General features: G+C 71.2%; 22 protein-coding genes. 6 read left to right on the top strand and 16 right to left on the bottom strand.

Annotated features, from left to right (window positions below):
* Positions 1-6: 6 nt before the first annotated feature.
* Both AVL59_RS41230 and AVL59_RS41235 read right to left on the bottom strand, forming a co-directional pair.
* Complete coding sequence (locus AVL59_RS41230) at positions 7-1,473, bottom strand: exopolysaccharide biosynthesis polyprenyl glycosylphosphotransferase (protein ID WP_067314693.1); 1,467 nt, start codon at positions 1,471-1,473, stop codon at positions 7-9.
* The gene (locus AVL59_RS41235) at positions 1,470-2,657 is read right to left on the bottom strand and encodes a glycosyltransferase (RefSeq protein ID WP_079147246.1); all 1,188 of its coding nucleotides are present in this window, start codon (positions 2,655-2,657) and stop codon (positions 1,470-1,472) included. The genes AVL59_RS41230 and AVL59_RS41235 overlap by 4 nt, the downstream gene beginning before the upstream one ends.
* 440 nt (positions 2,658-3,097) lie before the next feature.
* On the opposite strand from AVL59_RS41235, the gene AVL59_RS41240 reads away from it, so the two are divergent.
* On the top strand, positions 3,098-3,391 hold the full coding sequence (locus AVL59_RS41240) for a hypothetical protein (protein WP_067314697.1): 294 nt from the start codon (positions 3,098-3,100) through the stop codon (positions 3,389-3,391).
* Positions 3,392-3,587: 196 nt separating this feature from the next.
* Here the strand turns inward: AVL59_RS41240 and AVL59_RS41245 are convergent, their stop codons facing one another.
* From AVL59_RS41245 to iolC, 12 genes are all read right to left on the bottom strand, one after another.
* Positions 3,588-3,908 carry a hypothetical protein gene (locus tag AVL59_RS41245; RefSeq protein WP_067314698.1) on the bottom strand — a complete coding sequence of 107 codons (321 nt, stop codon included), beginning with the start codon at positions 3,906-3,908 and terminating at the stop codon, positions 3,588-3,590.
* An 89-nt stretch (positions 3,909-3,997) separates the two neighbouring features.
* Positions 3,998-4,315 (bottom strand): hypothetical protein, encoded by a 318-nt coding sequence (locus AVL59_RS41250; RefSeq protein ID WP_067314700.1) that lies wholly within the window; start codon positions 4,313-4,315, stop codon positions 3,998-4,000.
* Between the two features lie 64 nt (positions 4,316-4,379).
* Positions 4,380-4,700: a hypothetical protein gene (locus AVL59_RS41255; protein ID WP_067314702.1), complete on the bottom strand. Its 321-nt coding sequence runs from the start codon at positions 4,698-4,700 to the stop codon at positions 4,380-4,382.
* 526 nt (positions 4,701-5,226) lie between these two features.
* On the bottom strand, positions 5,227-5,523 hold the full coding sequence (locus AVL59_RS41260) for a hypothetical protein (protein ID WP_237281808.1): 297 nt from the start codon (positions 5,521-5,523) through the stop codon (positions 5,227-5,229).
* Between the two features lie 313 nt (positions 5,524-5,836).
* The gene (locus tag AVL59_RS41265) at positions 5,837-6,700 is read right to left on the bottom strand and encodes an ABC transporter permease (RefSeq protein ID WP_067314705.1); all 864 of its coding nucleotides are present in this window, start codon (positions 6,698-6,700) and stop codon (positions 5,837-5,839) included.
* On the bottom strand, positions 6,697-9,348 hold the full coding sequence (locus AVL59_RS41270; RefSeq protein ID WP_067314707.1) for a CocE/NonD family hydrolase: 2,652 nt from the start codon (positions 9,346-9,348) through the stop codon (positions 6,697-6,699). Before AVL59_RS41270 ends, AVL59_RS41265 begins: the two co-directional genes overlap by 4 nt.
* 231 nt (positions 9,349-9,579) lie before the next feature.
* On the bottom strand, positions 9,580-10,986 hold the full coding sequence (locus tag AVL59_RS41275; protein ID WP_067314709.1) for an APC family permease: 1,407 nt from the start codon (positions 10,984-10,986) through the stop codon (positions 9,580-9,582).
* A 388-nt stretch (positions 10,987-11,374) separates the two neighbouring features.
* Complete coding sequence (mmsA, locus tag AVL59_RS41280) at positions 11,375-12,877, bottom strand: CoA-acylating methylmalonate-semialdehyde dehydrogenase (protein WP_067314711.1); 1,503 nt, start codon at positions 12,875-12,877, stop codon at positions 11,375-11,377.
* 15 nt (positions 12,878-12,892) lie between these two features.
* Positions 12,893-14,779: a 3D-(3,5/4)-trihydroxycyclohexane-1,2-dione acylhydrolase (decyclizing) gene (gene iolD / locus AVL59_RS41285; protein WP_067314713.1), complete on the bottom strand. Its 1,887-nt coding sequence runs from the start codon at positions 14,777-14,779 to the stop codon at positions 12,893-12,895.
* Positions 14,776-15,624, bottom strand: coding sequence for a 5-deoxy-glucuronate isomerase (gene iolB, locus AVL59_RS41290; RefSeq protein WP_067314714.1), 849 nt, complete (start codon positions 15,622-15,624; stop codon positions 14,776-14,778). Before iolB ends, iolD begins: the two co-directional genes overlap by 4 nt.
* 7 nt (positions 15,625-15,631) lie before the next feature.
* Positions 15,632-16,501: a Cgl0159 family (beta/alpha)8-fold protein gene (locus AVL59_RS41295; protein ID WP_067318389.1), complete on the bottom strand. Its 870-nt coding sequence runs from the start codon at positions 16,499-16,501 to the stop codon at positions 15,632-15,634.
* An 83-nt stretch (positions 16,502-16,584) separates the two neighbouring features.
* A complete protein-coding gene (gene iolC, locus AVL59_RS41300) occupies positions 16,585-17,535 on the bottom strand; it encodes a 5-dehydro-2-deoxygluconokinase (protein ID WP_067314716.1) in 951 nt (316 codons plus the stop codon).
* A 125-nt stretch (positions 17,536-17,660) separates the two neighbouring features.
* On the opposite strand from iolC, the gene AVL59_RS41305 reads away from it, so the two are divergent.
* Both AVL59_RS41305 and AVL59_RS41310 read left to right on the top strand, forming a co-directional pair.
* The gene (locus AVL59_RS41305) at positions 17,661-18,602 is read left to right on the top strand and encodes a sugar phosphate isomerase/epimerase family protein (RefSeq protein WP_067314718.1); all 942 of its coding nucleotides are present in this window, start codon (positions 17,661-17,663) and stop codon (positions 18,600-18,602) included.
* A gap of 809 nt (positions 18,603-19,411) precedes the next feature.
* On the top strand, positions 19,412-19,612 hold the full coding sequence (locus AVL59_RS41310; RefSeq protein WP_067314720.1) for a helix-turn-helix transcriptional regulator: 201 nt from the start codon (positions 19,412-19,414) through the stop codon (positions 19,610-19,612).
* Positions 19,613-19,671: 59 nt separating this feature from the next.
* On the opposite strand, the gene AVL59_RS41315 is transcribed toward AVL59_RS41310, so the two are convergent.
* Both AVL59_RS41315 and AVL59_RS41320 read right to left on the bottom strand, forming a co-directional pair.
* Entirely contained in the window at positions 19,672-20,715 is a 1,044-nt protein-coding gene (locus AVL59_RS41315; protein WP_067314722.1) for a zinc-dependent alcohol dehydrogenase family protein, read from the bottom strand.
* A 32-nt stretch (positions 20,716-20,747) separates the two neighbouring features.
* Positions 20,748-22,955: an MMPL family transporter gene (locus AVL59_RS41320; RefSeq protein WP_067314724.1), complete on the bottom strand. Its 2,208-nt coding sequence runs from the start codon at positions 22,953-22,955 to the stop codon at positions 20,748-20,750.
* A 160-nt stretch (positions 22,956-23,115) separates the two neighbouring features.
* Between AVL59_RS41320 and AVL59_RS41325 the strand changes: the two genes are divergently transcribed.
* From AVL59_RS41325 to AVL59_RS41335, 3 genes are all read left to right on the top strand, one after another.
* Positions 23,116-23,799, top strand: coding sequence for a TetR/AcrR family transcriptional regulator (locus AVL59_RS41325; protein ID WP_067314726.1), 684 nt, complete (start codon positions 23,116-23,118; stop codon positions 23,797-23,799).
* Between the two features lie 86 nt (positions 23,800-23,885).
* On the top strand, positions 23,886-24,836 hold the full coding sequence (locus tag AVL59_RS41330; RefSeq protein WP_067314728.1) for a PrsW family intramembrane metalloprotease: 951 nt from the start codon (positions 23,886-23,888) through the stop codon (positions 24,834-24,836).
* Between the two features lie 73 nt (positions 24,837-24,909).
* Positions 24,910-25,149 (top strand): heavy-metal-associated domain-containing protein, encoded by a 240-nt coding sequence (locus AVL59_RS41335; RefSeq protein ID WP_067314730.1) that lies wholly within the window; start codon positions 24,910-24,912, stop codon positions 25,147-25,149.
* The last annotated feature ends 70 nt before the right edge of the window (positions 25,150-25,219 follow it).

Raw genomic sequence — 25,219 nt, forward strand, 5'->3', positions numbered from 1 at the left:
CGGTGGTCAGCTCCCCGTCGGCCGTACGAACAGGACCGCCGTGCGCACCAGGATGCAGATGTCCTGCCACAGCGACCAGTTGTCGATGTAGGCGTTGTCGAAGCGGCAGCGGTCCTCGATCGAGGTGTCGCCGCGCAGACCGTGGATCTGGGCGAGTCCGGTCATCCCGGTCCGCATCCGGTGGCGTGCCGGGTAGCCGGAATGGACCTGGCTGAACTTGTTGACGAAGTAAGGCCGTTCGGGTCTCGGTCCGACCAGGCTCATGTCACCGCGGAAGACGTTCCACAGCTGGAGCAGTTCGTCCAGCGAGGTGCGCCGCAGGAACCGGCAGAAGCGGCTCATCTCCCGCTCGTCCGCCACGCTCCAGCGGGTCGCGGCCTCGTGCGCGCTGGAGGGGCGGTGGGTGCGGAACTTCAGCATGGTGAACGGCCGTCCGTCCTTGCTGATCCGCTCCTGCCGGAACACCACGTCCGGCCCCTCGGCGGCCCTCAGCACGGCCGCGCACACCAGCAGCACCGGGCTGACGAGCAGCAGGAGCGAGCCGGAGAGGGCCACGTCGAGCAGCCGCTTGACCACACTCTCGCGCCGCGGCCCGGTGCCCGGGGACAACAGCCGGCGGGAGAAACCCGCGAGGTGTCCCGCCCGCGCACGCGGCCCGCGCGGGCCGTACGACGACGGCTCCGCGTCGAGCTCCCACAGTGCGCATCCGGACTCGGCGAGATCCCGCAGCAGGGAGGCTTTGCGCACCCGGGTCGCGGGCTCCACGACGAGCACCGTCTCCACACCGTTCTGGACGCACGCGCGACGCGCCTCCTCGCCCGTGCTCAGCACCGGCAGCGCGGGCCTGTCGCCGGAGTCGGGGACGGAGCCCGGGGCGTCGGCGACGATGCCCACCGGCCGCACCTCACAGCCAGGGCAGCGCTGCAACGCGTCCGCGACCCGCATGGCCACCGGTACCGAGCCCACCACCAGTGCCGGCCGGGGCCGGTGCCGCAGCGCCCTGCGGCGACGCAGGTACACCGCCCCGCGGCCCACGCAGGCCACCAGGCAGTGCACGGCACACGCCGTGACCAGCACGGTCCTCGGCAGCGAACGCAGCGGGGAGAACGCCGCGACGAGCGCCCAGCCGACGGTGACCCGCCCGCAGACGGCGGGCAGTTCGTCGAGCACGCCGGGTACGACCGAGGTGTCGTACAGCAGGGCCCGTCGGTTCAGGCCGATCACGCACAGGGCCAGGAAGGCGATGAACAAGGGGTACCGGTGAGCGCCCGGCACGACCAGGGCGCCCGCCAGGGTGCCGCCGCAGTCGACGATCAGCAGGGGCGTCCAGGAACTCTGCCGCGGGCGCCGGGATCCCCGCCCGGAGGGGATCTGGCGCCCGGCGGCAGAACCCGGCGGGGTGAGGACGGAGACCGCGCGACCCGTCGCCCCAGGCTCCCCAGCAGGAGAAGGAACGGTTCTTTCCGCAGTCATGTGGTGATGGACTCTCTGCTCTGGTTGGGTACGACCAACGGCCTGACGGCAACGCCGAGCAGTTCGCGGTACACGCCGATCACCGCATCCGTGGTGTGCCGTACGTCGTGGGCGGCGAGCACATGGGCGCGGCCCTGTGCGCCCAGCGCCGCGCGCAGCGGCGCACGCCGCAACAGCGCCGTCAGCGCCCACGCCAGCGCCTCCGGCCGCTCGGGCGGGACCAGGCAGTACGGCAGATGGCCGGGCGGCAGGCTCTCGCGCGCTCCGTCCACGTCCGTGACGAGGACCGGCCGGGCGCAGGCCATGGCCTCCAGCGGGACGAGCGCCATGCCCTCCCAGCGGGACGGCAGGACCACGACGTCGGCGGCCCGGTACCAGGGGGCGGCGTCGCGTGCCGGGCCGGCGAACTCCACCGACGCGGGCGCGCCGGCGCGCAGCCGGTCCGCGTCCGGGCCCTCACCCACCAGCACCAGCCGGGCGCCGGGCATCTGCCGCACCACGGCGGGCCAGGCCTGAAGGAGCACGTCCTGGCCCTTCTGGCGGCACAGCCGTCCCACGCACACGACGAGCGGACCCGCTCCGGACCGCAGCACGCTGTCGCCCTCCGGCCGGAACCGGCGGGTGTCGACGCCGTTGGGGACCACCTGCCACCGGGCGGTGATGCCGTGCTGCTCCCCGGTACGCCGTTCCGCCTCGCTCACGCACAGGACACGCGACGACCAGCGCGCCCCGAAGCGCTCCCATCGCAGTGCCGCCCCGGCCATGACCCCGTCCACGGCCTCGAACGACCACGCGTGCGGCTGGAAGACGGTCGGGAGGCGGCCGCGCACGGCGAGCCGCGCCGCGAGCCCCGCCTTCGCGCTGTGCGCATGCACCACATCGGGCCGTACATCACGCACGAGGCGCGCCAGTCGGCGTACCTCGCCCGGGAGCCGGGGCCCCGGTGCACGGGTCGCCTCCCAGGGGAGCACGCTGCAGCCCGCCGCGCGCAGTGCGTTCGTCAGTGTGCCGCCCGCCGGGCAGGCCACGGTGACGCGCAGCCCTGCGGCGAGCTGTGCCGCCGCCAAGTCCGTCACAAGCCGGGCGACACCGCCCTCTACCGGCTGAGTGATGTGCAGGACGTGCGGACCACGAGCGACGGACGGCACCGCACGATGCGGGACAGGACCAAGGGGAGTGCGCATGACCGAGGCTTCCCTTCCGAAGAAAGTCTCCGAACCCAGCACACGGAGTGTGTTCGTAGGTTCGACATAAAATGCGTCGGATTCGGGAGACAACACTAACCGCTTATCGGTATGTATCTGCGGAGCCGTCAACTGGTGTCGGAATGACGTCCTTCACCTGGGGCTATTTCACGCATGAGATCACCCGCTTGGAGTCACGACACTCCAATGGCGGACCTTGAAGATAATCCGATGAAATTCCCCGTCAGACGGGATTAGCGGCCTGTCCGCCGCCCTCCTGATCAACAGGTCTTTTCGTATGAGTTCCGGGAACTTGCCGTCGGCGGAGTTTCCCGTGGCGTCCCTTACTCGTTAGCCCGGATGAACCGAGATCTCAGGTGCTCGCGACGCTTTGAGGAGGGAGTACCTCCGGCGGTCCGAGTCACGCAGAAAGGAACGCAATGAAGAGTCTGAAGGCTGCCGCCGTCCTTGTCGGCGCGCTCGCCCTCGCGGGCACCGCGGCCCCCGCTCTCGCGGCCGACGCCCCGGCACAGGGCATCCTCGACGACGGCAAGGCGATCGCCCACACCCTCCCCAACGCGACCGACCTGCCGACCGGCGCCCTGGCCAGCGACGTCAGGCACACGGCGGACGGCGTGAAGCGGTCGGGCGTGGTGAAAACCCCCGTTTTCGGCGGCACTTTGCCGAATCCCCTCAACGGCAAGGCGCCCGCCAAACTGCCGGCCGTCAAGTAGCGGACGTATACCGGTTGTGGCGATTCAGGTCGGCTCCGTGGTTCTCGGAGCCGGCCTTCGGCGTACTCAGGGTTCGCCGTGCGCCACGAAAAGAGTCTTGTTTCGGTCAATGCGCGGGCCCGCCCCCGGAGGGACGGGCCGAGAAAAACCGATGGCGGTCCGCCGAAATTCGGCGGACCGCCTGGCAGAGGCGCTGTCAGAACAGCAGGCCGCCGGTGTACGGAGCCATCTGCTGCTGGTTGACCGTCGCCGTGTCGCAGGCCGCGTAGTGCGAGTTCGGGGCGACCGTGCCGGCGAGAACGGCACCGTTCGACCACGGCGCGATGCAACGGCCGTCGATGAGGGCGCCGTTGACGACGGCGATCCCCTGCTGGGGCGAGTTCACGACGACGGGGGACTCCGCGAAGCCGTTGCCGCCGGTGACGGTGGTGTTCGTGTCGTCGGCCGCAGCGGTACCGCCGGCCGCGAGGACGAGGCCCGCCGCCAGGACGGAGAGGGCCGTAACCTTGTTACGCATGAGATGCGCCTTTCGGATGGGGAGGACGGGTTGCGAACGGACGTCCGGGGACGTCCGCCCTGCTCCGAAGGGGTCGGAGCGTGTGGAGGTCAGAAGAGCAGGCCGGCCGCGTACGGAGCGTTCTGCTGCTGGTTTACATCCGCCGTGTCGCAGGCCGCGTAGTGCGAGTTCGGCGCGGCGACGCCACCGAGGACGGCACCGTTGGACCACGGCGCCACGCAGCGGAGGTCGACCGCGTCGCCGTTTGCGACGAGAACACCCTGCTGGGGAGCGTTCACAACGACCGGAGGCGAAGAAAAGCCGTTACCGCCGGTGACAGTGGTGCAGTTGTCGGCCGCGGCGGCGCCGGCGGCCGCCAGCACGATGCCTGCGGCGAGGGCGGAGATGGCCGTAACCTTGTTACGCATGAGATGGCCTTTCCGGGCTGCGTTTCGGGGGGTTCACCTACTCGGAATTACTCGGAGCAGGAGGTCAGAAGAGCAGGCCGCCGGTGTACGAAGCCTGCTGCTGCTGGTTGACCGTCGCCGTGTTGCACGCGGCGTAGTGCGGGTTCGTCGCGACGGTGCCGGCGAGAACGGCACCGTTGGACCACGGCGCGATGCAGCGGCCATCGACGAGCGTGCCGTTGACGACGAGAACGCCTTGCTGAGGGGCGTTCACAACGACCGGAGACGACGAAAAGCCGTCACCGCCAGTGGCGTTGGTCGTGTTCGAATGGGCGGAGGCAACGCCGGCGCTGCCACAGACAGCGGCAAGGGCGAGTGCAGTGAGGACCGCGAACTTCCTGGGCAACTCGGTTCCTTCCTGAATTCACGGTAGGCCACGCTTACATAGCAAGAAACCGAAATATGCGGTGAAAAGTCACGCTGACACCGCCCGTACGGGATGGATTCCATCGGATGGCGGAATGAATCCGCACATGCCGCAGACATGGAATCGGTGTCGTTGCGTTTCGCCCGGGCCGTACAAGGCCGGAATGAACGCCGACATGCGTCCGGCCCACTGGCAAGGAGGGGTCCAGTGGGCCGGAAGGCTAGGGGCGAGTCCCGGCACGCCGTCGGGCGCCGAGTGGATGCGGGGCCGCTGGTCCCGATCCGGCCTCTGGGCCTGCGCCTTCGAGGTACGGATGTGGGTCGGACCAGGGCCGCCACCGGGCCGATCGTCCCGCGGCCTCGCGGTGTCGGTCTCCGGCTGACGAGAACCGGATCAGAGTGTCAGAATTCCGGGTCTCTGTCCCGTGAACAGGGGGAGCACATGAAAGCGAAAGCATGGTGAAGCAGTGGGACTTCCGCCGCACGCCGAGCTTCGAGCGGTTTCGTCACGCCTGGTTGAGCAGTCCGCCGAGCCCGGCGCTGGTCGGCCCATTCAGCGGGTGGAGCTGAACGGAACCGGTTCCGACCGGATTCTTCACCGGAACCGCGGGCTTCGTGCTGCTGCTGTGGCCCATACCGTCCAGGTATACGCCGGAGATCCTCGCCGGCTTGTAGGTGCCGGAGACCCTCGCCGACTGCTGCTCGTCGAACGCGCTGCCCTTGGTGAGACTGCCCTTGCGAGCCACCCGCATCACGGTGTCGGCCGCGGGCACGAGCGCCGGAGTCACGTCGGTCTTGGACATGAGGCCGAGCGGACCGGTTTGGTGGGCGGGCGCCTTGCCGGCGGCCGAGGCAGCGACGGCGGAGCCACCCACAAGACTCGCGCCGATTGCCAATGCCGCAGTTGTGAAAACTGCCTTCTTCATGATTCACCTCACGTGAAAGTCACCTCTGATCCGACAGATGGAGAACATAGCAGCCTGCGGCCAGCAAAAAGCGATGCACTACTCCATACGCATGAATGCCACAGGAGTGAAGAAGTGCATTACTAAGATTTCTTCAGAGGTATTCACATTTGGTCGGCGAATCAATTGATCGTATGGTGCGGAAAGCCCGCTATGACACCACGTCCTTGCGGGCGAATCCCCGGAAGGCCAGGGCGATGAGCACGAGTGCGTAGGTCAGGGAGATCGCCGTGCCCTGGATCATGCCCGACCACTCGGGGTGCGGCTGCACGGCGTCGGCCCAGGCGAACTGCCAGTGCGCGGGCAGGAAGTCGCGCCAGTGGCCGAGGGCCGTGACGGCGTCCAGGACATTGCCGACGATGGTCAGGCCGACCGCGCCACCGACCGCCCCGAGCGGTGCGTCCGTCCTGGTCGACAGCCAGAACGCCAGCCCGGCGGTGACCAGTTGGGACACGAAGACGTACGCCACGACCACCACGAGCCGCTGGAGCGCCGTACCCGAATCCAGTGCGCCGCCGGTGGGGATCTGCAGCGGGCCCCAGCCGTAGGCGGCCGTGCCGACCGCGAGGGACACCACGGGCAGCAGCACCATCGCGGCGAGGCTGAGCCCGAGCGCCACGACGAGCTTGGACCACAGCAGACGGGCGCGGGGCACGGGCGCGGCGAGCAGATAGCGCAAGGAGGACCAGCTCGCCTCGGAGGCGACCGTGTCCCCGCAGAACAGGGCGACCGGGATCACGAGGAGGAAGCCCGCGGAGACGAACAGATTCACCGCGGCGAAGTTGGCGCCGGACGAGGTGGCCGTGTCCATCAGTGTGACCCGGCCGTTGCGCGCGGCCGGGTCGCCGCCGATCGCGAAGGCGATCAGCAGCACGAACGGCAGCACGGCCAGGATCCCGCCCATGATCAGCGTACGGCGCCGCTTCAGCTGCCGGGCCAGCTCGACGCGCAACGGCAGGGTGCGGCCCGCGCGGTAGCCGGAGGCGACCTCGACGGGCTCGGTGAGCGCGCTCACGCGGAACCTCCGATCAGGGTGAGGAAGGCGTCTTCCAGGCGCCGGTGGGGGCCGACCGAGGTGATGGGCACCTCCAGGCGCACCAGCTCCACGATCAGTTGCTCGGCCGTGCCTGCGGATTCGAGGCGGACCAGCAGCCCGTCCTCGGTGCGCACGGCCGAGGCGATGCCGGGCAGCGCGGCCACCTTCTCCACGACCGGCTCCTCCACCGGCGTGCCCGTGCCGACCAGCAGCGTGTCACCGGAGCCCACGATCTCCCGCACCGGACCGGCCTGCACGAGCCGGCCGCGGTCCATCACCACGAGGTGGGTGCAGGACTGCTCGACCTCGGCGAGGAGATGGCTGGAGACGATCACCGTACGGCCGCCGGCGGCGTATCGGATCATCACCTCGCGCATCTCGCGGATCTGGGGCGGGTCGAGGCCGTTGGTGGGCTCGTCCAGGATGAGCAGGTCGGGCAGGCCGAGCATGGCCTGGGCGATGGCCAGGCGCTGGCGCATGCCCTGGGAGTAGGTGCGCACCGCGCGGGCGAGAGCCTCGCCGAGGCCGGCGATCTCCAGGGCCTCGTCCAGATGCGCGTCCTCGGGCGGGCGGCCGGTGGCCCGCCAGTACAGCTCCAGGTTCTCCCGGCCGGACAGGTGCGGCAGGAAGCCCGCGCCCTCCACGAAGGCGCCGACCCTCGACAGCACGGGCGCGCCCGGCCGGACGGCGTGGCCGAACACACGGATCTCGCCGCCGTCCGGCTTGATCAGACCCATCAGCATGCGCAGGGTGGTGGTCTTGCCCGCGCCGTTGGGCCCGAGCAGACCGAGGACCTGGCCCTTCTCCACGTGGAACGACAGCTCGCGCACCGCGTACCGGTCGGCGGACCTGGCATACCGCTTGCTGAGGTCCGTTATCCGCAGTGGGACTTCGGCGAGCTCCGGGGCGGGCGCGGGGGCGGTCGTACGACGGCGGCCGGCCAGCAGCAGGGCGAGCGCGCCCGCTGCGCCGGCCAGGGGCAGCCACCACACCCAGGCGGGCAGGGGGGCTGCCGCGGTGGTGACGGCGGGCGCCGTCGGCACGCTGAGGGCTCCCTCGACGGAGACGGTGTAGGTCGCCGGGGCGGCCGGTGAGGCGTAGCCGAGGTCGGTGGAGGCGAGGACCAGGCGGAGCCGGTGGCCCTTCTGCACCTGGTGGTCGATCGCCGGGAGGGTGATCGTGACGTCCTTGCCGGCCTTGGTGCCGGTCACCCGCAGGGGGGCCACGAGTTGCGAGGGCAGCACCTGCTGGGTGCCGTCGGGGCCGACGTCGTAGACCTTGCCGAAGAGGACGGCGTCCTCGCTGGTGGAGGTGACATGGGCGGTCACGGTCGGCGAGCCGGTGACGGTGAGGTCGGTGGCGACCGGGGCCGAGTCGAACTTCGCGTACTGGCCGGGGAAGTCGAGGGAGACGCCGACCCCGAGCGCGGAGAGCTGGGCCAGTCCGCCGGAGCCGCCGAGGCCGGGCAGGGCGGAGACGCCGGGCGGGCTGGCGCCGGCCGGGTTGGCGAAGCGCTGCTCGCCGCCGGTCAGGGCGATGCTCCGCCGGTGGTCGTGCAGGCCGGGATAGCTCTTGGCGCTCGCGCCGCGCAGCTGGGCGGCGCCGGTGGTGGAGTCGACGCCGCCGGTGCGGGTGATCCGGAAGGCCGGGCCGGTGCCGGCGGACCTGTCCCCCTTGAGGTAGCGGTCGAACCAGGCCTCCACCCGGCCCTGCACCCGGGTGTTCTCCAGGTCGCCGCCGTCGTGTCCGCCCGCGATCCAGTCGACGTCCACCGGGGCGCCGTTCGCGCGGACGGCCTGCTCGGCCGCGTCGGACTGGGCGAGGGTGAACAGGGAGTCGGTCTGGCCCTGCACCAGCAGGGTGGGCACCTTGATGCGGTCGCCGACCGCGGACGGCGAGCGCTCCTCCAGCAGCTTGCGGGCGGCCGCGTCCGGGGTGCCCGACTCGGCGACGCGGTCGTACATCCGGCACAGTTCCGGCTCGAACTTGGCGCAGCCGCCCCCGGTGTTGAAGAAGACGCCGGCCCACAGCTTCTTGAACACACCGTTCGGGAACAGGGCGTCGGCCAGGTTCCAGTAGGTGATGGCCGGGGCGATGGCGTCGACCCGGTGGTCGTATCCGGCGGCGAGCAGGGAGATCGCGCCGCCGTAGGAGCCGCCGGCCATGCCCACGCGCGGGTCGCCCGGCTTGTCGAGGCGGACCTGGGGCTGCTTCGCCAGCCAGTCGATGAGCCGGGAGACGTCGGCGACCTCGTGCCGCGGGTCGTTCAGGCCGATCTTTCCGGTGGAGTGCCCGAAGCCGCGTGCGGACCAGGTCAGCACCGCGTATCCGGACCGGGCGAGGTCCTCGGCCTCGTCACGTACGTCGTCCTTGGTGCCGCCGAAGCCGTGTCCCAGCAGGACGGCGGGGCGGCGGCCGGCCTGGGCACCGGTGAAGTAGGAGGTGTCGATGCGCGTGCCGTCGGCCATGGTCATGATCCGGTCGCTGCGGTGCACCGGCGACGCGTCGTCGGAGGCGACGGCGGTCCAGGTGCCGGCGCCGACGAGCACCATGACGGCGGCCGCGGCGGCCATCAGCCGACGCGGCCCCTTCAGCAGCCCACGCGGCGCGGGCCCTCGAAGATCCATGTCTCAACGGTACGGGGCGGCACGGACAATCGATGCCGCCCGAGGGCCGAACGGCCGCCCCTCCCCAGGGAGTACGGGCCTGCCGCTTCGTACCGCATTCGCGGTACGGCCACGAGCTCGGTCGCGATCGCGGTCACCCGGCTGCGGGTCCGTTGCGGCTGGTCGCGCCCACGCGGCGGAGCCGCATATCGACAGGGCCCCGCGCCCCTGGGACGCCCCCCTTCGGGGCGATCAGGCCTCTGTGTCCTCCGGGATCGACACCAGCCAGCGGGTCTCGCGGCGCGGGCGGAGGTAGAAGGCCCAGTAGAGGGTGGCGACGGCGGTGATGCCGCCGGTCCACAGCAGGTAGCTCGCCTCCTGCTGGCTGAGGATGTAGGCGAGGACCACGATCAGCACGATGGGCATCGCGGGCCACAGCGGCATCCGCCAGGCCGGCGTGTGCTTGTGGGAGCCGCGGCGGGCCAGCAGGGCGGCGACCGCGACCAGCAGGTACATGCCGGTCACCGAGACGCCCGTGACGCCGTAGAGGGTGTCCAGGTTGACGAAGCAGAGGAGCGCGCCGGGGACACCGACCGCGAGCGTGGCGACCCAGGGGGAGCCGAAGCGGCCGAGCTTGGAGAAGACGTTGTTGACCGGCTCGGGCCAGGCCTTGTCGCGGGCGGAGGCGAACAGGACGCGGGAGTTCTGGATGACCATGACGATGCCCGCGTTGATGATCGCGAGGGCGACGCAGAGGCTCACGAAGGTGCCGACCGCCGAATTGGACCAGGCGGTGACCATCGAGCTGATGTCGCCGCCGGTCAGCTCCTTGAGGTCGGAGGCGCCCATGGTGATGGCGGCGACCGGGACCAGGATGATCACGGTGGAGATCGCGAGGGTGGCCAGTACCGTGCGGGCGACGTTGCGGCGCGGGTGCTCCAGCTCCTCGGAGAGGTAGACGGCGGTCGAGAAGCCCTGGGTGACGAAGAGGGCGATGGCGAGCCCGGAGATGACCAGCATGGCCGTCACGGTGTCCGTGTGGCCGTCACCGCCGGCCACCTGCATGGAGACCAGGCTGCCGGCCCCGCGGTGGCTGTGGGTGAAGCCGAGGAGCGCGACGACACCGGCGGCGATGACCTCCAGGACCAGGAAGATGCCGGTGATCCAGGCGTTGGCGCGCAGGTCGAGCAGTCCGGCCAGGGTGGCGAGCAGCATCACGCCGGCACCGGTCAGCGACGGGTCCAGGTGCACGATCGGCGCCAGATAGTCCGCCGTGCCCATCGCGATCACCGGCGGCACGATCATGACGACCAGCAGGGAGAGCACGAAGACCAGCCAGCCGGCGAGCCGTCCGGCCATCGTCGACACCATGGCGTACTCGCCGCCCGCGCTGGGGATGAGGGTGCCCAGCTCGGAGTAGCAGAACGCCACGGCGATACAGAGGAGGGAGCCGATGGCGATCGTCAGGGCGGTGGCGGTGCCGAGGGAGCCGAACAGGTCGGGGACGACCACGAAGAGCGTGGAGGCGGGCGTGACGCACGAGAGCGTCAGCAGGGTGCCGCCGACCACCCCGATGGAGCGCTTGAGCTTCTGAGGGCTTTCAGAGGCCACGGACGCGTCGAGGACAGCTGTCTCGACAGAGCGGAGCGTGTCGGTCATGCGGCGGGTTCCGATCGACTCGTGTGACTGAGGTGGGGTCGGGAGCGCTATCGCCTCCGGCGGCTCGTCATACGTTCGTCTCGTCCGCTCCCGGCGCTGCATAGAGAACCCCGACGAAAACCGCCGCGTCAATGGCCGTTTACCTTCGGAATCCGCACCTCGGGCGAGAGGTGTTCGGCATCACTTTCACAGGCTGCGACGCCCAATAAGGGCATCCATCAAGCCTCAGTCGGTTGTGACCTTGTTTTCAAAGGTCATCTGGCCGTAACTCCTTCGCCACCCGTTTCATCCCACGTGAACGGGAATCGCAGCTGGGGCGTCAAAAAAATGTCAGGCCGTCCGGAATCCGGACGGCCTGACGGGGGCCTGGAGCGGCCCTCGAGTCACCTCAGTGGTTGCGCGGGAAGCCCAGGTCCACGCCCGCCGGGGCGTCGGCCGGGTCGGGCCAGCGGGTGGTGACGACCTTGCCGCGGGTGTAGAAGTGCGTGCCGTCGTTGCCGTAGATGTGGTGGTCGCCGAAGAGCGAGTCCTTCCAGCCGCCGAAGGAGTGGTAGCCGACGGGGACCGGGATCGGGACGTTCACGCCGACCATGCCGGCCTCGACCTCCAGCTGGAAGCGGCGGGCCGCGCCGCCGTCCCGGGTGAAGATCGCGGTGCCGTTGCCGAACGGCGAGGCGTTGATGAGGGCCAGGCCCTCCTCGTAGGTGTCGGCGCGCAGCACGCACAGCACCGGGCCGAAGATCTCGTCCTGGTAGGCCTTGGCGGACGTGGGCACCTTGTCGAGCAGCGAGATGCCGATCCAGTGGCCGTCCTCGAAGCCCTCGACCGTGTAGCCGGTGCCGTCGAGCACGACCTCCGCGCCCTCGGCGGCCGCGCCCTCGACGTAGGAGGCCACCTTGTCGCGGTGGACCTTCGTGATCAGCGGGCCCATCTCGGAGGCCGGGTCGTTGCCGGGGCCGATCTTGATCTTCTCGGCGCGCTCGCGGATCTTGTCGACCAGCTCGTCGCCGATCGAGCCGACCGCGACGACCGCGGAGATGGCCATGCAGCGCTCGCCCGCGGAGCCGTAGGCCGCGCTCACGGCGGCGTCGGCGGCCGCGTCCAGGTCGGCGTCCGGCAGGACCAGCATGTGGTTCTTGGCGCCGCCCAGCGCCTGCACGCGCTTGCCGTTCGCGGAGGCCGTGGTGTGGATGTAGCGGGCGATCGGGGTCGAGCCGACGAAGGAGACGGCCTTGACGTCCGGGTGCTCCAGGAGGCGGTCGACGGCCACCTTGTCGCCGTGCACGACGTTGAAGACGCCGTCGGGCAGACCGGCCTCGGCCAGCAGTTCGGCGATCTTGATGGAGGCCGACGGGTCCTTCTCGCTCGGCTTGAGCACGAAGGTGTTGCCGGTCGCGATGGCGATCGGGAACATCCACATCGGGACCATCGCCGGGAAGTTGAACGGCGTGATGCCCGCGACGACACCGAGCGGCTGGCGGATCGCGGCCACGTCGACGCTGCTGGCGACCTGCGTGGACAGCTCGCCCTTGAGCTGGACGTTGATGCCGCAGGCCAGGTCGACGATCTCCAGGCCCCGCGCGACCTCGCCGAGCGCGTCGGAGTGCACCTTGCCGTGCTCGGCCGTGATCAGCTCCGCGATCTCGTCGCGGTGGGCGTCCAGCAGCGCCCGGAACCTGAAGAGGATCGAGGTGCGCTGGGCCAGCGAGGACCGGCCCCAGGTCGCGAAGGCGTCCTTGGCCGCCGCGACGGCCGCGTCCACCTCCTCGACCGACGCGAACGCGACCTTGGTGGTGACCGCGCCGGTCGCCGGGTCCGTGACCGGCCCGTACGTACCCGACGCGCCTTCGGCGGTCTTGCCGCCGATCCAGTGGTTGACGATCTTCGTCATGCCCAGAAACTCCTTTTACAGATGGCGGCGTCGGGTCGAGACGTGCCGTTCGTACAGCTCACGTGCCTTGACCGCGGACGATCGGGTCGCGGTCTCGGCCACAGGAACATCCCACCAGGCCTGCGCCGGAGGCGCGCCCGACACAGTGTCGGACGTTTCGGTCTCCACGTAGACACATGTGGCAGTGTCGGCGGCCCGCGCCTCGGCGAGCGCCGCGCGCAGGTCCCGTACGGTCTTCGCGCGCAGCACGCGCATGCCGAGGCTGGCCGCGTTGGCGGCGAGGTCGACGGGCAGCGGGGCACCGGTGAAGGTGCCGTCGTGCGAGGTGAAGCGGTAGGCGGTGCCGAACCGCTCGCCGCCCACCGACTCCGACAGACCGCCGATCGAGGCGTACCCGTGGTTCTGCACGAGCAGCATCTTGATCGCGATGCCCTCCTGGACGGCGGTCACGATCTCCGTCGGCATCATGAGATACGTGCCGTCGCCGACCAGCGCCCACACCTGGCGCTCGGGCGCCGCGATCTTCACACCGATCGCGGCCGGGATCTCGTAGCCCATGCAGGAGTAGCCGTACTCCAGGTGGTACTGGTCCCGGGACCGGGCGCGCCAGAGCTTGTGCAGGTCGCCGGGGAGCGAGCCGGCCGCGTTGATGATGATGTCCGACTCGTCCACCAGGGCGTCCAGCGCCCCGATGACCTGCGGCTGCGTGGGCCGTACATCCGGCTCGTCGGCCTCGAAGCAGGCGTCGACGCGCTGCTCCCAGCGCTCCTTGTCCTCGGTGTACTCGGTGACGTACGAGTCGGCCACCCGGTGCTCGTGCATCATCAGCGCCTCGGTCAGCTCGCCCAGGCCGCTGCGGGCGTCCGCGATCAGCGGCAGCCCGGCCAGCTTGTGGCCGTCGAAGGGCGCGATGTTGAGGTTGAGGAAACGTACGTCCGGGTTCTCGAAGAGGGTGCCGGAGGCCGTGGTGAAGTCGGTGTAGCGGGTGCCCACGCCGATCACCAGGTCGGCGGTGCGGGCCAGTTCGTCGGCCGTGGCGGTGCCGGTGTGGCCGACGCCTCCGACGTCCTGCGGGTGATCGTGGCGCAGCGAGCCCTTGCCGGCCTGGGTGGAGGCGACCGGTATCCGGGTGGCCTCGGCGAACTCGGCGAGCGCCTCCTCGGCGCGGCTGTGGTGGACTCCGCCGCCCGCGATCACGAACGGCCGCTTCGCCGCCCGGACCACCCGGACCGCCTCGGCCAGCTCGGTCGGGTCCGCGCCTGGACGCCGTACGATCCACACGCGCTCGGCGAAGAACTCCTCGGGCCAGTCGTACGCCTCGGCCTGCACGTCCTGCGGCAGCGCGAGGGTGACCGCGCCGGTCTCCACGGGGTCGGCGAGGATCCGCATGGCCTGCAGCGCGCTCGGGATCAGGGCCTCCGGCCGGGTGATCCGGTCGAAGTACCGCGACACCGGGCGCAGGCTGTCGTTGACCGACACATCGCCCGCGTACGGCACCTCCAGCTGCTGCAGGACCGGGTCGGCGGGGCGGGTGGCGAAGACGTCGCCGGGCAGCAGCAGGACCGGGAGGTGGTTGACGGTGGCCAGAGCGGCGCCGGTGACCAGGTTGGTCGCGCCCGGGCCGATGGAGGTCGTCACCGCGTGCGTGGACAGGCGGTTCGACTGGCGGGCGTAGCCGACCGCCGCGTGCACCATGGACTGCTCGTTGCGGCCCTGGTGGTACGGCATGACGTCCGCGTACTCGACCAGCGCCTGGCCGAGCCCGGCCACGTTGCCGTGGCCGAAGATGCCCCAGGTGGCGCCGATCAGCCGCTGCCGCTCGCCGTCGCGCTCGGTGTACTGGGCGGCGAGGAAGCGGACGAGTGCCTGAGCGACCGTGAGCCTCGTCGTCGAGGTCGTCATCGGTACCCCCCTGTGCTTTCTACGTGGTCCGGGTGGAAGCAGATCCGCCACTCCCGCGTGGCACCCGGCCCGGCCATGACGTTCAGGTAGTACATGGCGTGGCCGGGCTGGGCGATCGACGGGCCGTGCCAGCCGTCGGGGACGAGGACGGCGTCGCCGGAGCGGACCTCGGCGAGAACGTCGGATCCGCCCTCGCGCGAGGGGAACACGCGCTGATAGCCGAAACCGTTCGGGCCGTCGATCTCGAAGTAGTAGATCTCCTCCAGCTCGGACTCCTCGCCCGGCCGGTGCTCGTCGTGCTTGTGCGGCGGGTAGGAGGACCAGTTGCCGCCGGGGGTGATCACCTCCACGGCGATCAGCTTGTCGCAGTCGAAGCCCTGCTCATCAGCGCCTCCGGCGCGGGCAGCGGAGGCGAAGTTGCGCACCTGACGGGCGCAGGTGCCGCTGCCGCGCTGTTCGACGGGGACCTCCGGCGCGGGGCCGTAGCGGGCGGGGAGTCGTCGCTCGCACTTCGCTCCTGCCAGGGCGAAGCGGCCTCCCGCGCCGGAGGCGATCTGGACCCGGGTCTCACGGGGCGCGTACGCGAAGTCGGAAACCGACGCGAACACGCTCTCCCGACCCAGGAGTTGAAACTCTTTTTCCTCAATTTGTACGGTACATCCGCCTTGTAGCGGAAGCACGATCCACTCACTGTCCCCCGTGGTGAACGTATGCGTACCGCCCGGTGACAACTCCACGATCCGCAGGCTGCTGTGTGCCCAGCCGGCCCGCTTCGGGTCGATGTCGACGGTGTACTGGGCGTTCGCGGTGGCACCCCGGGGCAGGTGCAGGTCGGTGCTGGTCATGCGGCCCTCACAGCAGTCCTACGGCGGTGTCCACGGCGGCGGCCACATCGCCGTCCGCCGGATACAGCAGCGAGCGGCCGACCACCAGACCGCGCACGGTGGGCAGTTGCAGCGCGCCGCGCCACTTCTCGTACGCGGCGACCTGCTCCTCGGGCGAGTCGCCGATGTCTCCGCCGAGCAGCACGGCCGGCAGGGTCGAGGTCTCCATGACCCGGGCCATGTCGTCGGGGTTCTCGGTGACCGGCACCTTCAGCCAGGTGTAGGCGGAGGAGCCGCCGAGGCCCGAGGCGATGGCGATGGACTTGGTGACCGCCTCCGCGCTCAGGTCGTTGCGCAGCCGTCCGTCGGGACCGCGGCGGCTGATGAACGGCTCCACGAAGACCGGGAGCCGGTGCGCGGCCATCGCGTCGATGGCGCGGGCGGTGGACTCCAGCGTGGTCAGGGAGCCCGGGTCGTCGTAGTCGATGCGCAGCAGCAGCTTGGCGGCGTCGAAGCCGAGGCGGTGGATGTCCTCGGGGCGGTGGCCGGTGAAGCGGTCGTCCAGCTCGAAGCTGGCGCCCTGCAGGCCGCCGCGGTTCATCGAGCCCATGACCACCTTGTGGTCGAGGGCGCCGAGCAGAAGCAGGTCGTCCAGGATGTCGGCGGTGGCGAGGACTCCGTCGACGCCGGGCCTGGACAGTGCGAGACACAGCCGTTCGAGCAGGTCGGCGCGGTTGGCCATGGCGAGCTTGCGGTCGCCGACGCCGAGCGCGCCGCGGGCCGGGTGGTCGGCGGCGACGATCATCAGCCGGCCGTTCTCGTTGAGCAGCGGGCGGCGGGCCCGGCGCAGCGCGGCCTCGGCGATCGCCTCGGGGTGGTGGGTGCGGGTGCGGACCAGCTCGGCGACATCGACGCGCGGCTGCCGGGCGGCGTCCCCGCCCGCGGCGCCTTCGGGGTGCGCGCCTGCCACCCTGCCCGCCCTCACAGGACCGCTCCGGCCTCGAGCGCGGCGGCCACCTCGGCGGGGGTGGGCATCGCGGAGGAGCACTCCAGACGGGAGGCGACGATGGCGCCGGCCGCGTTGGCGTGCCGCATGATCGTCTCCAGGTTCCAGCCCTCCAGCAGGCCGTGGCACAGGGAACCGCCGAAGGCGTCCCCGGCGCCGAGGCCGTTCAGGACGGTGACCGGGAGCGGCGGGACCTCCGCCGACTCGCCCTCGCTGTTCACGGCGAGGACGCCCTTGGGTCCCTGCTTGACCACGGCGATCTCGACGCCCGCGTCCAGGAGCGCGCGGGCCGCGGCATGCGGCTCGCGCACGCCGGTGGCGACCTCCACCTCGTCCAGGTTGCCGACGGCGACCGTCGTGTGGCGCAGGGCCTCGGCGTAGAAGGGGCGGGCCTCGGCGGGGTCGGCCCAGAACATCGGGCGCCAGTCGAGGTCGAAGACCGTCGTGCCGGACTTCGCGCGGTGGGCGAGGGCCGCGAGGGTCGCCGTACGGCTGGGCTCCTCGCTCAGCCCCGTGCCGGTGACCCAGAAGACGCGGGTGTCCCGGATGGCGTCCAGGTCCAGGTCGTGGGCGTCGATCTCCAGATCGGGCGCCTTGGGCCGCCGGTAGAAGTACAGCGGGAAGTCGTCCGGCGGGAAGACCTCGCAGAAGGTGACCGGCGTGGGCAGCCCGGCCACCGGGGTGACCCAGCGGTCGTCGACACCGAAGCCGCGCAGGGCCTCGTGCAGGTAGGCGCCGAACGGGTCGTCGCCCGTGCGGGTGATCACGGCGGTCCGCCGGCCGAGCCGGGCCGCGGCGACCGCCACGTTCGTCGCCGACCCGCCGAGGAACTTGCCGAAGGACGACACCTGGGCGAGCGGGACACCGGTTTGCAACGGATAGAGGTCCACTCCGATCCGTCCCATGGTGATCAGGTCGTACGCCATCGGCTTCCCTTCGTCACGGCTCTCCCCGGCTTTCTAGTCCTGTCCGCCGAGCCCTGTCAATGTTTTGTCCAGACATTCGGACCAGAGCTTGACACCGCTTTCCCGGGCCCCGCACGCTGACGGCCATGACGTCCTTGTCACCCTCCTCGCTTTCCTCACCTTCCACACCTTCCTCACTTTCCCGGATCCGGGTCGGATCGGCGCCCGACTCCTGGGGCGTGTGGTTCCCGGACGACCCGCGGCAGGTCCCCTGGCGGCGCTTCCTCGACGAGGTCGCCGACTCGGGCTACGAGTGGATCGAGCTGGGCCCCTACGGCTATCTGCCGTCCGACCCGGCGGTGCTCGCCGAGGAGACCGCCCGGCGTGGTCTGAAGGTGTCGGCCGGCACGGTCTTCACCGGCCTGCACCACGGCGCGGCCGTGTGGGACAAGACCTGGGCGCACGTCTCCGACATCGCCACCCTGACCCAGGCGATGGGCGCCCGGCACCTGGTCGTCATCCCGTCCTTCTGGCGCGACGACAAGACGGGTGAGGTGCTGGAGCCCGACACGCTGACCCCCGGGCAGTGGCGGAATCTCACCTCGCTGACCGAGCGCCTCGGGCACGAGGTGCGGGAGCGGTACGGCCTCACGATCGTCGTCCACCCGCACGCGGACACCCACATCGACAGCGAGGAGAACGTCACCCGTTTCCTCGACGGCACCGACTCCGAGCTGGTGTCGCTCTGCCTGGACACCGGGCACTACGCCTACTGCGGCGGAGACAGCGTCAAGCTGATCGAGACCTACGGCGAGCGCATCGGCTACCTGCACCTCAAGCAGGTCGACCCGGGGATCCTGGCCGACGTGCGCGCGAAGGGCACCCCGTTCGGCCCTGCGGTCGCCCAGGGCGTGATGTGCGAACCCCCCTCCGGGGTACCCGAGTTGGAGCCGGTCCTGGAGGCGGCGCAGAGGCTTGGGGTGGAGCTGTTCGCGATCGTCGAGCAGGACATGTATCCCTGCGAGCCGGACGCTCCGCTGCCGATCGCCCGGCGGACTCGGGCGTTTCTTCGGTCGTGCGGGGTGTGAGAGCGCCCCTGGAGGTGCCGGGATCCGTTGCCGTGCGAGTGCGGGCTGTTCGTGGCTTGTCGCGCCCACACGGCCGAGCCGCAGATCGACACAGCCCCGTGCCCCTGGTACTCCACCCGGACCAGTCCGGGCAGCAGATGCCGGTCCGCGGGGCCGGCCGGCCCGCACGGGCGGCGGCGCGAGGCCCCGCCCGCCGGAGCCGGCCCGCGACAGGCGCCATGGCCTGGTCGGACACGGCCCGCCACCGCGCCGCGTTCACGTAGCGACCCGCGATCACCCGACGAACTTCAGGAGTCCGCGCGAGGACCGTACCGGCATCGTTCACACGGACACCGGCGGCTCCCCTCGGCCGACCGCGTCGAGCAGCAGCCTCGCGGCGACCGCCGCCTCCAAGACCGGTGGCAAGCGGCCCGGGCAGGCTGGGCGCCGTCCGCTCAGGTGACTCCCGGGGGAAGCGGGGGCCTTCGGCGGCTCGGCCGAGGGGGAGCCGGGTCCATCACCGAGGGACGCGGGGAAGCCGGCGGGCCGGGCTCGGCGCAGCGGGTCCGGCCCGCCCTCCCCTGCCCGGTGGACGCGCCCCGGCCGTGTGCCGCCGTCCGCCTTTGCTGCGGCCGTGTCACAAACACCCCCTCCTTGTCACACGTGTCACACCTCGACGAGTTGTTCGTCACACTCGGTCAACAGGGGCTGCCCCATGGTCACTGCACGTCGTTGACCGGGCACAGGCTGGTGATCGCCAGCGCAGCGCCCGGCTCCCCCGACGGCCGCCCCCCGGCCGCCGCCGCGGCGCGCGCGGGAAGGTGCGACTCATGACCGACCGAGTGCTCTGGTCCTACAAGGAGATCGCGGCGCACATCCGGGTGCAGCCCGACACCGTGCGGTCCTATCGCAAGCACGGCTTGCTGCCTCCGCCCGATCATGTGGAGGGCGGCAAGCCCTACTGGTACGCGGACACCGTCCGCACCTGGGTGGCCTCCCGCCCCGGCAACCGCGGCCGCAGAGAGAGCTGACCCGCACCGGATCGGGTCGACGGCGGATCATGTCGGTTCCGGACCGGGGGCGGGCGTGCTCAGCGCCAGGGCTCTATGACCGTCACGCCCGATCCGGGTGCCGTGCCCATCGCCGCCAGGGCCTGCGGGACCGCGTCGAGCCCGATCGTGCGCGTGACGAGCAGGTCCGGGCGCAGCATGCCGGACCCGACCAACTCCAGCATCTCCGGATAGGCGTGGGCGGCCATGCCGTGGCTGCCCAGGAGTTCGAGCTCCAGGGCTATGGCGCGGGCCAGCGGGACGGGGGTGGTGCCGTCCGCCGAGGGCAGCAGGCCCACTTGGACGTGCCGGCCGCGGCGGCGCAGGCAGCCGACGGAGGCCGCGCAGGTGCCGGGCGAGCCGAGCGCGTCGAGGGAGAGGTGGGCGCCGCCGCCGGTCAGCTCGCGTACGGCCGCCGCCGTGTCGGGCACAGCGGCCGCGTCCAGGCACCGCGCCGCGCCGAACTTCCGCGCCAGGTCCAGGGCCTGGGGCGAGACGTCGACGGCGACCACCCGCGCTCCCGAGGCGGCCGCGATCATCACCGCCGACAGCCCGACCCCGCCGCAGCCGTGCACCGCGACCCACTCCCCCGCCGCCACCCGGCCCTGCCGCACGACCGCGCGGAAGGCGGTGGCGAAGCGGCAGCCGAGGGCGGCGGCCGTGGCGTAGGTCATCCCGTCCGGGATCGCCACCAGGTTCACATCGGCGTGGTCGAGGGCCACGTACTGGGCGAAGGAGCCCCAGCGGTGGAAGCCGGGCTGGGTCTGGCGCTCGCACACCTGGTGGTCACCGGCCGCGCAGGACGGACAGCTGCCGCAGGCACAGACGAACGGCACGGTGACCCGGTCGCCGGGCCGCCGGCCGGTCACCCGGGCGCCCACCGCCTCGACGACACCGGCGAGTTCGTGCCCCGGCACATGCGGCGGCGTGATGTCCGCATCGTGGCCCATCCAGCCGTGCCAGTCGCTGCGGCACAGCCCGGTCGCCTCGACCCGGACCACCACCCCGTGCTCGGCGGGCTCCGGATCCGGCACCTCCCGCACCTCGGCCGGCTCTCCGAACTGTTCGAACACCACGGCTCTCATGGGGCCTCACCCTGCCACGGACACGGCCGGCCTCACACCCCCGCCGTCTCCTTCACCTCCGCGGGCGCGGCCGGCTCGCCCTCGCTCAGACCGAACCGCTGGTGGAAGCGGCGCAGCGGGGCCGGGGCCCACCAGGTGACACGGCCCGTGAGCCGCATGATCGCCGGGACCAGGAGGCTGCGCACGACCATCGCGTCCATCAGCACCGCGAGCGCTATGCCGAGGCCCAGCATCTTGGTGTTGGTCACCCGTGAGGTGCCGATGGCGACCATCACCACCGCGAGGATGACCGCCGCCGCGGTGATCAGCCCGCCGGTGCGCTGGAGTCCGTGGCGGACCGCCTCGTTGTGGTCGCCGGTGCGCTCGTACTCCTCCTTGATGCGGGAGAGCAGGAACACGCCGTAGTCCATGGAGAGGCCGAAGGCCACGCAGAACATCAGCACGGGCAGGGTGGTCTCTATCGAGCCGGGGCTGGTGAAGCCGAGCGCGCCGGACAGATGGCCGTCCTGGAAGACCCAGACCACCGCGCCGAACATCGCCGTCAGGCTGAGCGCGTTGAGCACCACCGCCTGCAGGGGTATCACCACGCTGCCGGTGAGCAGGAAGACCAGCAGCAGGGTGACGATCGCGATGAACGCGCCCGCCCATGGCAGGCGTTCGCCTATCGCGTGCTTGGAGTCGACCAGGACGGCGGCCGTGCCCGTCACCTTGGTGTCGAAGGGCGCCTTCAGGGAGCGCAGGTCACCGACGAGGCGCTGGGCGGCGTCGTCGACGGCCTCGCCCCTCGGCTGCACGGTGAAGTAGGCCGAGTCTCCCTTGACCAGCGGCCCGTCGACCCGGACCACCTCGGGCAGGGCGGCCACCCGCCGTTGGTAGTCGGCGTACTGGGCGCCGGTGGCCCTGCCCTCGGCGAGGATCTCCAGGCCGCCGCCGGGGCTGCCCGGGAAGCCGTCGCGCAGGTGCTGCTGCACCACGTGCGACTCGGCGCCGGAGGGCAGCTGGCGGTCGTCGGCGGTGCCGAACTTCACGCCCAGGAAGGGCAGTCCGAGCAGGACCAGAAGGGCGGTGGTGCCGAGCGCGAAGAGCGGGGCGCGGCGCATCACCAGCGAGGCGGCGCGCGCCCAGCCGGTTCCCTCGGCCCCTGAAGGCGTCTGGCCGCGGCGGAAGAGGCGGCGCAGATCCAGGGAGTTGACCCGGTGGCCGAGGAGGATCAGGGCAGCCGGGAGCAGGACCAGTGCGGCGGCCGCGGCGAGCAGGACCACGGCGATGCCGGCGTAGGCGAAGGACCGCAGGAAGTACTGCGGGAAGACCATCATGGCGGCCAGGGACACCGCGACCGTGAGGGCGGAGAAGAGCACCGTACGGCCGGCCGTGCGCAGCGTCGTGCCGATGGCGGTGCGCGGGTCGGCGCCGGTGGACAGCTCCTCGCGGTAGCGGCGGACGATGAACAGCGCGTAGTCGATGGCGAGGCCGAGGCCGAGGGCCGTGGTGAGGTTCAGCGCGAAGACCGAGACGTCGGTGAAGACCGTCAGCCCGCGCAGCACCGCGTTCGTGCCGAGGATGGCGACGATGCCGACACCGAGGGGCAGCAGGGCCGCGATCGCGCTGCCGAAGACCATCACCAGCAGGACCAGCGTGATGGGCAGGGCGATCATCTCGGCCCGGGTCAGGTCCTCCTTGATGATCGTCTGCATCTCGTGCCGCACCGCGACGATGCCGCCGATCTTCACCTGGACCGGACCGTGTGCGCCCCGGTAGTGGGGCGCTATGCGGTCCAGGGTCTTGCCCATCGCGTTCTCGTCGCCGGTGATGCGGGCGGCTATCAGGGCTTCGTGACCGTCCTTGGCTCGCAAGGACGGGGACTTGGTCTGCCAGTAGGAGCCGACGCCGGTCACACCCTGCTCGCCGGCCAGCCGCTCGGTCAGCTCGCGGGCCTGGGCGGCGACCGCCGGATCGTCGACCGAGGCGTGGCCGGAGCCGACCAGGAGCAGCAGATTGGGCTGGGAGCCGGGGAACTCCCGCTCCAGCGCCTTGGTCGCGTACGTCGACTGGGCGGCCGGGTCCTCCCAGCCGCCGCTGCCCAGATGGTCCGCGACCCGGCTGCCGGCCACCACTGCGAGCGCGGTGAGCACCAGCGCCACCAGCAGCGACAGGCGTGGACGGGCGGTGACGAATCGCGTCCAGCCGCCGGGCCGGGGCGGCCCGTCCCCCGAGTGCGGCGCCTCGTTGACTTCGGTCATCGTGAGGTGTCCCCTTCACCGTGACCCATGTCCGTTCAGGCAGGCAGCACGGGTCGGTCATTGCCATAAACTGGCAAACACGAGAGATCGCTCGCGTTTCTCAAGAATGCGAGCGACCGCTCGCGTTTGTCAATCGCCTTCGGAGAGCTGGGGATAACGCGTGTCCGACACCTCGGAGAAGGGGCGGCCAGAAAAAGGGCAGCCGGAGAAGGAGCGGGCGGAGAAGGAGCAGCCGCGCCGCCGTCAGGCACGCGGCGAGCGCCGCATCACCCAGCTCCTCGAGGCCGCCGCCCAGGTCTTCTGCACCACCGGCTACACCGCCGCCAGCACCAACGCCATCGCCCGCGAGGCGGGCGTCTCGCCGGGCACGCTCTACCAGTTCTTCCCGAACAAGGAAGCGATCGCGATCGAGCTGGGCGAACGGCTCGTGCACGAGATGCGGGACACCTACGGCGAGGCGCTCGCCCCCGTCGACCCGGCCACTTCGCTGAAGGATGCCGTCGGCACGGCCGTCGACCGGTTCATGGCCTTCAACACCGAACACCCGGTGTTCTTCGCGCTGATGCACGGCCCCGACATGCCCGGCGGCATCACCGAGGCGCACGACCAGCTGCACGCCACCCTGATCGGCCGCGTCGAGGACCTGCTCGCCTCGCTCCTGCCCGAGGCCTCCGCGGCCGACGTCACGCGCACGGCCCATGTCTGCCTCGGCATCTACAAGGCCGGTCTCGAGCTGGTCCTCGCCCACGAGGGCGCGGAGCGCACGGCGTACATCCAGGAGGTCAAGGACGTACTGATCCGCTACCTCGACCCCATGGTGGGCGACCGGCTCGGCCGGACGTGACCCCACGGCGGCCCCCGGACTGCGACGCGAGGCGCATCTGCCTAGAGTGCGGATAAATCGCCCAGCAGGAGCCCGAGGGGACCGCCGTGACCCACTCTCCGCCACCCGGCATGCCCCGGGCCCGCATTCCCGGCCCGCAGCAGCCTCCGCCGCCGTACCCGCGCATCGGTGCCGGCCTGTGGAGGCGCTGCCTGGGCGGCGGGCTCGCCCTGTGGGCGTCGGCCGCGCTGGCGACGTACGCGACGCGGAGCACCACACCGATGCCCACGCTCATCCTGCTCGGCGGCTTCCTCCTTCCCGTCGTCTTCGTGCTGTGGGCGTACGAGCGTCACGGCCGGGACCTGGGCGTCAGCGCGATCCTCGGCTGCTTCCTGGCCGGCGGCGCGCTCGGCGTGCTCGGCGCCTCACTGACGGACCCCGCCCCGCTCCGCCTCTCCTTCGGAATGTTCAGCGGCGTCGGCCTGGTCGAGGAGGCGGCCAAACTGGCCGCACTGGTGTTCACGCTGCGCCGGCAGCCGTGGATCCGCGGGATGCGGGCGGGCCTGGTGCTCGGCGCGGCCGTCGGCTTCGGCTTCGCGGCCCTGGAGAGCTGCGGCCACGCGTTCACCGCGGCCGTCTCCGCCGACGGCGCCGATCTGCGGACACTACTGGAGACGGAGATGCTGCGCGTCCCGCTCACCCCCTTCGGGCATGGCCTGTGCACCGCGATCGCGGGCGGGGTGCTGCTCGCCCACCGCCGTCCGAACGGGCATTTCCGCCTCGCCACGCCGATCGTCACCGCCTGCCTCGGCGCCTGCGTGCTGCACGCTCTGTGGGACGCCACGCACGGCATCGCGGCCTGGCTGGCGACCCGCCTGTCCGGCACCGCCCTGGACCGGGAGCCGTTCGCGCAGGGGTACGTCCCACGGCCCAGCGCCGCGCAGGAGCATCTGTTCACGCTGTTCTCGGTGGGCGGCCTGGCGCTCATCGCCCTGTTCGGCATCGCCTGGGTCCGGTCGCTGGCACACCGGAACCCCTCTTGGAGAAATACCCCCTAGGGGTATAGTGTGGGAATCGTGGGCCCCCGTGGGCCCCATCGTCCCCCCACATGCCACGACGAGGAGTAGCGATATGACCGCCCAGACCGACACTTCGCCCGCCGTCACCACCGTCTACAAGGTGACCGGCATGAGCTGTGGCCACTGCGAGGGCTCCGTCTCCGGCGAGATCTCCCAGATTCCCGGCGTCAGCTCGGTGAAGGCCGTCGCGTCGACCGGCGAGGTGACCGTCGTCTCCGAGGCCCCGCTCGACGACGAGACGGTGCGCGCCGCCGTGGACGAGGCCGGTTTCGAGCTCGCCGGCAAGGCGTGAAGAGCAAGGCCTGAGCAACAAGGCTTGAGCGGCGGGGCCTGAGCAGCGGGGCCCGCGACGCAGGGCCCGC

Source organism: Streptomyces griseochromogenes (assembly GCF_001542625.1).
Classification (GTDB): Bacteria; Actinomycetota; Actinomycetes; order Streptomycetales; family Streptomycetaceae; genus Streptomyces; species Streptomyces griseochromogenes.

Coding starts and splice junctions, on each gene's coding strand:
- AVL59_RS41310 (WP_067314720.1), top strand. CDS start 19,412: ATGACCGACCGAGTGCTCTGGTCCTACAAGGAGATCGCGGCGCACATC.
- AVL59_RS41240 (WP_067314697.1), top strand. CDS start 3,098: ATGAAGAGTCTGAAGGCTGCCGCCGTCCTTGTCGGCGCGCTCGCCCTC.
- iolC (WP_067314716.1), bottom strand. CDS start 17,535: ATGGCGTACGACCTGATCACCATGGGACGGATCGGAGTGGACCTCTAT.
- AVL59_RS41270 (WP_067314707.1), bottom strand. CDS start 9,348: ATGGATCTTCGAGGGCCCGCGCCGCGTGGGCTGCTGAAGGGGCCGCGT.
- AVL59_RS41235 (WP_079147246.1), bottom strand. CDS start 2,657: ATGCGCACTCCCCTTGGTCCTGTCCCGCATCGTGCGGTGCCGTCCGTC.
- AVL59_RS41230 (WP_067314693.1), bottom strand. CDS start 1,473: ATGACTGCGGAAAGAACCGTTCCTTCTCCTGCTGGGGAGCCTGGGGCG.
- AVL59_RS41335 (WP_067314730.1), top strand. CDS start 24,910: ATGACCGCCCAGACCGACACTTCGCCCGCCGTCACCACCGTCTACAAG.
- AVL59_RS41260 (WP_237281808.1), bottom strand. CDS start 5,523: ATGTCCAAGACCGACGTGACTCCGGCGCTCGTGCCCGCGGCCGACACC.
- AVL59_RS41250 (WP_067314700.1), bottom strand. CDS start 4,315: ATGCGTAACAAGGTTACGGCCATCTCCGCCCTCGCCGCAGGCATCGTG.
- AVL59_RS41245 (WP_067314698.1), bottom strand. CDS start 3,908: ATGCGTAACAAGGTTACGGCCCTCTCCGTCCTGGCGGCGGGCCTCGTC.
- iolB (WP_067314714.1), bottom strand. CDS start 15,624: ATGACCAGCACCGACCTGCACCTGCCCCGGGGTGCCACCGCGAACGCC.
- AVL59_RS41315 (WP_067314722.1), bottom strand. CDS start 20,715: ATGAGAGCCGTGGTGTTCGAACAGTTCGGAGAGCCGGCCGAGGTGCGG.
- AVL59_RS41305 (WP_067314718.1), top strand. CDS start 17,661: ATGACGTCCTTGTCACCCTCCTCGCTTTCCTCACCTTCCACACCTTCC.
- iolD (WP_067314713.1), bottom strand. CDS start 14,779: ATGACGACCTCGACGACGAGGCTCACGGTCGCTCAGGCACTCGTCCGC.
- mmsA (WP_067314711.1), bottom strand. CDS start 12,877: ATGACGAAGATCGTCAACCACTGGATCGGCGGCAAGACCGCCGAAGGC.
- AVL59_RS41320 (WP_067314724.1), bottom strand. CDS start 22,955: ATGACCGAAGTCAACGAGGCGCCGCACTCGGGGGACGGGCCGCCCCGG.
- AVL59_RS41275 (WP_067314709.1), bottom strand. CDS start 10,986: ATGACCGACACGCTCCGCTCTGTCGAGACAGCTGTCCTCGACGCGTCC.